This is a genomic window from Mesorhizobium sp. M7A.F.Ca.CA.002.09.1.1, from assembly GCF_003998555.1.
Lineage (GTDB): Bacteria > Pseudomonadota > Alphaproteobacteria > Rhizobiales > Rhizobiaceae > Mesorhizobium > Mesorhizobium ciceri.
Window position 1 is genome coordinate 1 of sequence record NZ_RZRR01000228.1, and the last position, 6,857, is coordinate 6,857.

7 protein-coding genes are annotated in these 6,857 nt (G+C 62.1%); 4 read left to right on the forward strand and 3 right to left on the reverse strand.

What is annotated here, in order from left to right; translation table 11 throughout:
• The first annotated feature begins 612 nt into the window (after positions 1-612).
• The gene (locus tag EN994_RS12570; RefSeq protein WP_063168088.1) at positions 613-1,584 is read left to right on the forward strand and encodes an NAD-dependent epimerase/dehydratase family protein; all 972 of its coding nucleotides are present in this window, start codon (positions 613-615) and stop codon (positions 1,582-1,584) included.
• Between the two features lie 115 nt (positions 1,585-1,699).
• On the opposite strand, the gene EN994_RS12575 is transcribed toward EN994_RS12570, so the two are convergent.
• Positions 1,700-1,978: a hypothetical protein gene (locus tag EN994_RS12575; RefSeq protein ID WP_127224493.1), complete on the reverse strand. Its 279-nt coding sequence runs from the start codon at positions 1,976-1,978 to the stop codon at positions 1,700-1,702.
• On the opposite strand from EN994_RS12575, the gene EN994_RS12580 reads away from it, so the two are divergent.
• The 3 genes from EN994_RS12580 (at position 1,950) to EN994_RS12590 (ending at position 5,338) form a co-directional block, all read left to right on the forward strand.
• A complete protein-coding gene (locus EN994_RS12580; RefSeq protein WP_024503894.1) occupies positions 1,950-2,984 on the forward strand; it encodes an extracellular solute-binding protein in 1,035 nt (344 codons plus the stop codon). The genes EN994_RS12575 and EN994_RS12580 overlap by 29 nt on opposite strands.
• An 85-nt stretch (positions 2,985-3,069) precedes the next feature.
• Positions 3,070-4,497: an amidase gene (locus EN994_RS12585; RefSeq protein ID WP_063168087.1), complete on the forward strand. Its 1,428-nt coding sequence runs from the start codon at positions 3,070-3,072 to the stop codon at positions 4,495-4,497.
• Positions 4,498-4,636: 139 nt separating this feature from the next.
• Positions 4,637-5,338 (forward strand): TetR/AcrR family transcriptional regulator, encoded by a 702-nt coding sequence (locus tag EN994_RS12590; protein WP_063168086.1) that lies wholly within the window; start codon positions 4,637-4,639, stop codon positions 5,336-5,338.
• A gap of 107 nt (positions 5,339-5,445) precedes the next feature.
• On the opposite strand, the gene EN994_RS12595 is transcribed toward EN994_RS12590, so the two are convergent.
• Together EN994_RS12595 and EN994_RS12600 are read right to left on the reverse strand one after the other, a co-directional pair.
• Positions 5,446-6,204, reverse strand: coding sequence for an MBL fold metallo-hydrolase (locus EN994_RS12595; protein ID WP_063168085.1), 759 nt, complete (start codon positions 6,202-6,204; stop codon positions 5,446-5,448).
• A 20-nt stretch (positions 6,205-6,224) separates the two neighbouring features.
• The coding region (locus EN994_RS12600; protein ID WP_164745889.1) for an ABC transporter ATP-binding protein at positions 6,225-6,857 on the reverse strand (633 nt) is incomplete at its 5' end.

Here is a 6,857-nt window from a genome sequence, read left to right on the forward strand (position 1 = left end):
GGGATGGCGAGGCGACCGCGGGACGGCGGATGCGGACATGCGTTCGCGTATCATGACAAAGGCTACGCGAATGTGATGGTTAAGACCGGCCTTAAAGTCTCGTAAAGCCGGATCGGTCATGTTAGCCGGCAGTGGATGGGTGGCGTGGGGGCTAGCCAGTCGAGGCCGACATATTGCCGGTAACACGCCTGATCATTGTCTTTCTGATGCTGGGAAGCTTCGCGCTGCTCTTTGCCGAACTGGTGCGCCAGTCCGAAGAGACGAGCTTCCGACCGCAGCCCACGGCGTCGCGCTGTGGTGACGCAGCCGGAGCGCCATGCCCGCAAAGGGCGCTGTAGCGCTGTAACCTGATCATCCTTTCGGACGACCGGCGGCATTGGCGGCCGCTTCGGTGCGCGACATCGCGCGGCAGTTTCTCTCCTTAAAAGCAGAGGCCGGTCGGCTGCCGCACGTTCCACTCGTGAAAGCTTGCTGTTTGCACTCGCGGCGCTTGGCGGTGTAGATGGGTGCACCGATTGGCGGAAAGGTTTTTGGGTAGCCTCGTATCCGCCGTTGTTGGGAAACAAGCCCTGCGGCTCGTTGACTGGCCGGGTGTCTGGAGCAGGGGGTTCCATGTCGCGCAGCGTGTTGATTTCTGGTGGCTGCGGCTTCCTCGGCTCACATCTGGTCGACCGTCTGTTGCGGCGAAGCGATCTGGAAAAGCTGATCGTCGTCGACAATCTTTGGACCGGGACGCGAGACAACGTCGCACATATCGCCGATCCGCGTTTCGATCTGCAGATTGCCGATGCCGAAAGCTTTTCATCCCTTCAACGCTTCGATGAGATCATCCATCTCGCGTCGCCGGCTTCGCCGCTTTGGTACATGCGCGAGCCGGTACGCACGATCAAGGCCAACATCGGCGGCGCGCTCAATCTTCTGACGCTGCTCAAGCCCGGCGGCCGTTTCTGCTTCGCCTCGACCTCGGAAGTCTATGGCGACCCCCTGGTTTCACCCCAACCCGAGAGTTACAGGGGATCGGTGGACTGCACCGGTCCCAGGGCCTCTTATGATGAAAGCAAACGCTGCACCGAGGCATTGCTGTTCGAACAGCAGCGGGTTGTCGGGCTCGACATTCGCGTCGTCAGGATTTTCAACACATATGGGCCGCGAACCCGCATCGACGACGGACGCGCCGTTTCGAACTTTGCCATCCAGGCTCTGACAACCGGGGTGCTGACGGTCTATGGCGACGGGTCCCAATCGCGCAGTTGGGGTTATGTCGACGACATCGTCGAGGGGCTGGAACGTTACTTCTGGCGCGACGGCATCTCGCATCGCGGCCCTCTGAACATCGGCAACGATCACGAGGTTTCCGTCCTGCGCATCGCGGAATTCGTCAGGTCGCTTGTCCCCGGCAGCCGCATCGAGCACCACCCTCCGGCTCCCCAGGATCCGACAAATCGGCGTCCGGACCTGACGTCGGCGAGGCATGTCCTTCCTGGCTGGGAAGCCAGGACGGGCTATCAGGAAGGCATCGGGCGCACCTTCGATTGGTTCCGTCAGCGAATTGCGGCCGGAACCGTTGCGGCCCCAACGGCCTGACGCGCCCGACGTCGCGGCCAAAGCTCTTTCCTGGCTGCCCACTTGGTCACCACCGCATCGGGCGCATCGATCGGCGAGCCATGGCCGTATCCGCATAAAGATATTGACTGCATGTTTAGTCATAGTTACTCCTGAGGTCGCGAATTGAGTTGGACAGCCGGCGCCAGCCGGTGAATGGCCACCGTGAAGAGGGGAATATCTCGACTGCGATGCGGCTTGCCGTTGCCGGTGCGCCGCATGCCGCAAATGCGATGCCGACGGCCGTTCTCGTGCCGTCGATCGGCATTGTCGCGGCCATCTTTTCGTCAGCAGGAAACGGACCTGAGGCCGTAACGCCGCCGGTCCCAACAATGGGAGCATACAGCATGAACTGGAAACTGACCGCGACGGCCATCGGCCTGTCGCTGCTGACTGTCACGGGCGTTGCCCATGCCGACGGCGAACTCAACATCTACAATTGGGGCAACTACACCAGTCCCGAGCTGATCAAGAAGTTCGAGGAGACCTACAAGGTCAAGGTCACCGTCACCGACTATGATTCCAACGATACCGCCCTGGCCAAGGTCCGGCAGGGCGCCTCCGGCTATGACATCGTCGTGCCCTCGGCGAGCGTCGTGCCGGTCTGGATCAGCGAAGGTCTGCTCTTGGAGACCGATCCCAACAAGATGGAGAACTTCAAGAACGTCGATCCCAGGTGGGTCGATGTTCCATTCGATCCAGGCCGCAAATATACCGTTCCATGGCAGTGGGGAACGACCGGCATTTCGGTGAACAAGTCGGTTTATGCCGGCGACCCCAACACATCGGCGATCTTCCTCGACCCACCCCCCGAACTCGTCGGCAAGATCAATGTCGTACCCGAAATGGGTGACATCATGTTCCTCGCCATCGCTTACGAGGGTGGCAAATATTGCAGCAGCGACATGCAGATGCTGAAGAAGGTGCATGACAAGCTGGTGGAGGCCAAGGCGAAATGGCTTTCGCTCGACTATGCGGCCGTCGACGGCCTGGGCAGGGGCGACATCGCCGCGGGCGTCAACTGGAACGGCATATCGCTGCGCGAGCGGCTTGAGAACGACAAGATCGTCTATGGCTATCCCAAGGAAGGCTATCCGATCTGGATGGACAATGTCGCTGTCCTCAAGGACGCCAAAAACGTCGACAACGCCAAGCTGTTCCAGAATTTCATCATGGATCCGCAGAATGCGGCGCTGATCTCAGCCTTTGCGCGTTATTCGAACGGCATCAAGGGCTCGGAAGCCTTCATGCCCGACGACATGAAGACCGCGCCGGAAGTCAACATTCCCGCCGATTTCGCCGCCAAGGGCCAGTTCATGCAGGCATGCCCGCCCGACGTGCAGGCGCTCTACACGAAGATCTGGACCGATCTGCAGAAATGACCTGACCAGGCTTTCCCGCGCCGCAGCACGCGGCGCGGTCATCTCCGTCCATGCAACGCGATGCGCAGATCGCAGGAGACTTCCCATGACCGATCTCGACCTTTGCTACATGCCGGCCAGCGAGGCGCTGCGGCTGTTCAAGGCAAAGAAGCTTTCGCCCGTCGAACTGATGCAGGCCACCATCCGCCGCGCCGAAGCCACCAAGCCGACGATCAACTGCCTCACCTTCACGCATTTCGACGAGGCGATGGATCTGGCCAGGAAAGCCGAGGCGAAATACGCCAGGGGGGCCCGTACCGGGGCGCTCGAGGGGCTGCCGATCGGCATCAAGGACGAGAGCTACATCAAGGACAAGCCGACCTCGCACGGCTCGCTGCTGTCCCGGGATGCCATCGGTGGCCATACGTCGACGATGAACGAGCGCATCATCAAGGCCGGAGGCATTGTCCATGCCCGCACGGCGACGCCTGAATTCAGCTGCGCCGGCTACACCTGGTCGAAACGCTGGGGCGTGACGCGCAATCCGTGGAACCCGGATTTCACGCCCGGCGGTTCGTCCGGCGGTGCCGCGGCGACGCTGGCGTCCGGCACGTCGTCGATCGCCACCGGCTCGGACATTGCCGGGTCGATCCGAATTCCCGCGTCGGCCTGCGGTCTTGTCGGCTTCAAGCCGCCTTACGGGCGCAATCCGGACGAGCCGCCGTTCAACCTCGATTTCTACTGCCACACCGGACCTTTGGCGCGAAACGTCGGGGATGCGATCCTGCTGCAGAACGTGATGGCCGGACCGAGCCCGCTCGACATCGCCACGCTCCGCCCCAAACTGCGCCTGCCCAGCGACTACAAGCCGATCAAGGGCTGGAAGATTGCTTTCTCGATGGACCTCGGTTCTTTCGAGGTCGATCCGGACGTGCGCAAGAACACGCTTGCCGCCTGCGATGTGTTTCGCTCGCTTGGCGCCACGGTCGAGGAAGTCGATCTGGGCTGGGGCGACGACGTGCTCAAGGCGGGCATGGCCTATCTCGAACATCTGTTCGGCGCCTCACTGTCGCAACTGCTCAAGGAGCACGGCAAGGACATGACGAGCTATGCCAGGCAGTTCGCCGAGGACGGGCAAAGGTCGAAGGCGACGGACTTTGTCGGAACACTGGAAGTGGCGGCCAGGATGTACCAGACGCTGGGGCCGCTGCTGGAGACCTACGATGTGCTGATCTGCCCGACCAACGCGCTTCCCGCCGTGCCGGCGGAGTTCGATCAGACAACGGGCACGGTCGAGATCAACGGCAAGCAGGTGAACCCGTCGCTTGGCTGGGTGATGACGACGCCGTTCAACATGATGAGCCGCTGTCCGGTTCTATCCGTGCCGTCGGGCCGGGCGGCAAGCGGCGTGCCGACAGGCATCCAGATCGTCGGCCGCACCTATTGCGATGCCGATGTCTTCCGGGCGGCCATGGCCTATGAGATGGCCAAGGGGCAGTGGTACACAAACGCCGAAACGCGCCCGTCGCTATAACAGGGCGATGCGGCCCTTGCCGCGATCGTGGTTGATCTGCGGTTTCGGTTGTGGTGAGCCGACGCCGGACACCTCGAATAGACGGATCCGTGGCGGCGCCGGCGATCGCCGGCAGAAGTCCGAAAGGAGCTGGACGAAGATGGCGCAACAAAACACTGCGGCGGCAAAACGCAAAGGCGCAACGGCGAAGAATGGACGTGCGGCAAACGATGCCGCGCCGCCCAAGGACCGTCGGCGCGAACGCGGCGAAGCCAGCGTGCAGCGGATCATCGACGCCACCATCGAGCTCATCGCGGAGGAGGGACTGGCAAGCGTCACCATGCAGCGCATCGCCGAACATGTCGGCTCGTCCAATGCCCTGGTCGTCTTCCATTTCCGCAGCAAGGAGAACCTGTTTCGCGCCGTCCTGCAGTATCTCAGCGATCGATACGACGAGCTGTGGGTGACGCTGGTGCGAGCGCCCGGCCTGTCGCCGGTTGAGCGGGCCCTGGGCGCGGTCGATTGCGCGCAACGTTTCGCCCGCCAGCACCCGAAATGGGTTTCGGTCTTTGTCGTGTTCTCCAGCGACCGCAAGAGCATGCAGATCTACAATGAGATCGGCCTGCCGAGCGATCTTGCCTACACCGCCGAAGCGCGCGAGTTGCTGATCGAGATTTCGCGCAGCGGCGGTTACACCGACGTCGACATCGACACGCTGTCGGAGAGCCTGAATTATCTGGTCCACGGCGCCTGGTATTGGGATCATCTCAATCCATCCAGCCGTGACACCAACGTGCTGCGCAAGACCATGCTGCTCCTGCTGCATCAGGCATTCCCGCGGCATTTCGAACTGATGCGCTAGAGCAATTCCAGGAAAAGTGTGAAACGGTTTTCCGTCCGGAATTGCGCCAAACAAGGAGTTGGAGTGGTTCGCCGTTTCCGTGAAACGGTGAACCGCTCTGACCGCTTTCATGGCTGCCGCAGATGGCAGCCGGCCTGCCGCTTCTGTTCCAGATACTCGTCGACAAGCTGGCGGTAGCGCACCTTGCCGAAACTCGGGAAATGGCCGCCATGCACGACCGAGACATCGAGGTCGCGCAGGCGCAGCAGTGTCGCCATGTAGTCTGATATGTCCGAGTGGTAGACGTCGTCGATCAGCGGGCCGTCATAGATGATATCGCCTGATAACAGGATGCCCGTCCTGTTTTCATAGAGCGCGATGCCGCCGGGCGAATGGCCGGGCGTGTGGATCACCTCGAAGGCACGATCGCCGAGATCGACGACGTCCCCATGCTTGAGCAAACGGCCTGCCGGTGCGGGCGGAATACGGTAGCGCGCCGTGTTCCAGCCTTGCGGCTGGCAATCGAACATTTCGTCGGTCGCATAGGTGTCGGCTGCCGTCCACTCGTTACGCGGATCGGCGAGGATCCCGGCCTCGGCGGCGTGCACGCACCGTTCGGGAAATTCGTGGTGGCAGCCTATATGATCGAAATGCGTGTGGCTGGCGACGCAAATCAGCTTGCGCTCGCTGACCAACGGCACGTGACGCCTGAGGCTGAAATGGCCAAGCCCGGTGTCGAACAGAAGGTCACGATCGCGGCCGCGCACATGCCACATGTTGCAGCGGAAGAACGGTTTTATCCAAGGCTCGTGGATCAAGGTCACGCCATCGCTCATGCGGATGGTCTCGTACCAGTCTGGTGCCTCGATGACCGCAAGCGTTGCCATGTTTCAATCCGTCAGAAAGTTCAGTCCGTCAGCAGGATGATCTGGTCGGTATCGCAGGAAATCGCGACCCTGTCGCCCGGCTGGACGGTCGCCGTCGCGGGCAATTTGGCGATGAAGTGGAGCGAAGGGTCCTCGACGGAAACGGCGAGCACGCGCTTGAAGCTGCCCTGGAAAACCACGTCGCTCACCTCGGCTGTGCCAAGCCTGACACCGCCGCGCGCCTCGCCGAGGACAAGATGCTCCGGCCGTATGGCCAGCGCAACGGTAGAGCCGACCGGCAAGGCGCCGGGCAGCGAGACCGGCCCGACCGGCGTCGCGACGGCGCTTGTCCTATCCTTCGCCTCCGTGACCGTGCCGGCGAGGATCGTGCTTTCGCCCATGAAGGTCGCCGAAAAACGCGTCGCCGGCCGTGCGTAGACGCGCTCTGGCGGACCTTCGTCCTCGATGCGCCCGTCATTCATCACCACGCAATGGTCGGCCAGCGCCATCGCCTCTTCCTGGTCGTGCGTGACATGGATAAAGGCGGTGCCGACGCGCTTCTGGATCGCCTTCAATTCATCCTGCATCTGCCGGCGAAGTTTGAGGTCGAGGGCGCCGAGCGGCTCGTCGAGCAACAGCACCGCCGGCTCGATCACCAGCGCCCGCGCCAGCGC

Coding starts and splice junctions, on each gene's coding strand:
- EN994_RS12570 (WP_063168088.1), top strand. CDS start 613: ATGTCGCGCAGCGTGTTGATTTCTGGTGGCTGCGGCTTCCTCGGCTCA.
- EN994_RS12580 (WP_024503894.1), top strand. CDS start 1,950: ATGAACTGGAAACTGACCGCGACGGCCATCGGCCTGTCGCTGCTGACT.
- EN994_RS12575 (WP_127224493.1), bottom strand. CDS start 1,978: ATGGCCGTCGCGGTCAGTTTCCAGTTCATGCTGTATGCTCCCATTGTT.
- EN994_RS12585 (WP_063168087.1), top strand. CDS start 3,070: ATGACCGATCTCGACCTTTGCTACATGCCGGCCAGCGAGGCGCTGCGG.
- EN994_RS12590 (WP_063168086.1), top strand. CDS start 4,637: ATGGCGCAACAAAACACTGCGGCGGCAAAACGCAAAGGCGCAACGGCG.
- EN994_RS12595 (WP_063168085.1), bottom strand. CDS start 6,204: ATGGCAACGCTTGCGGTCATCGAGGCACCAGACTGGTACGAGACCATC.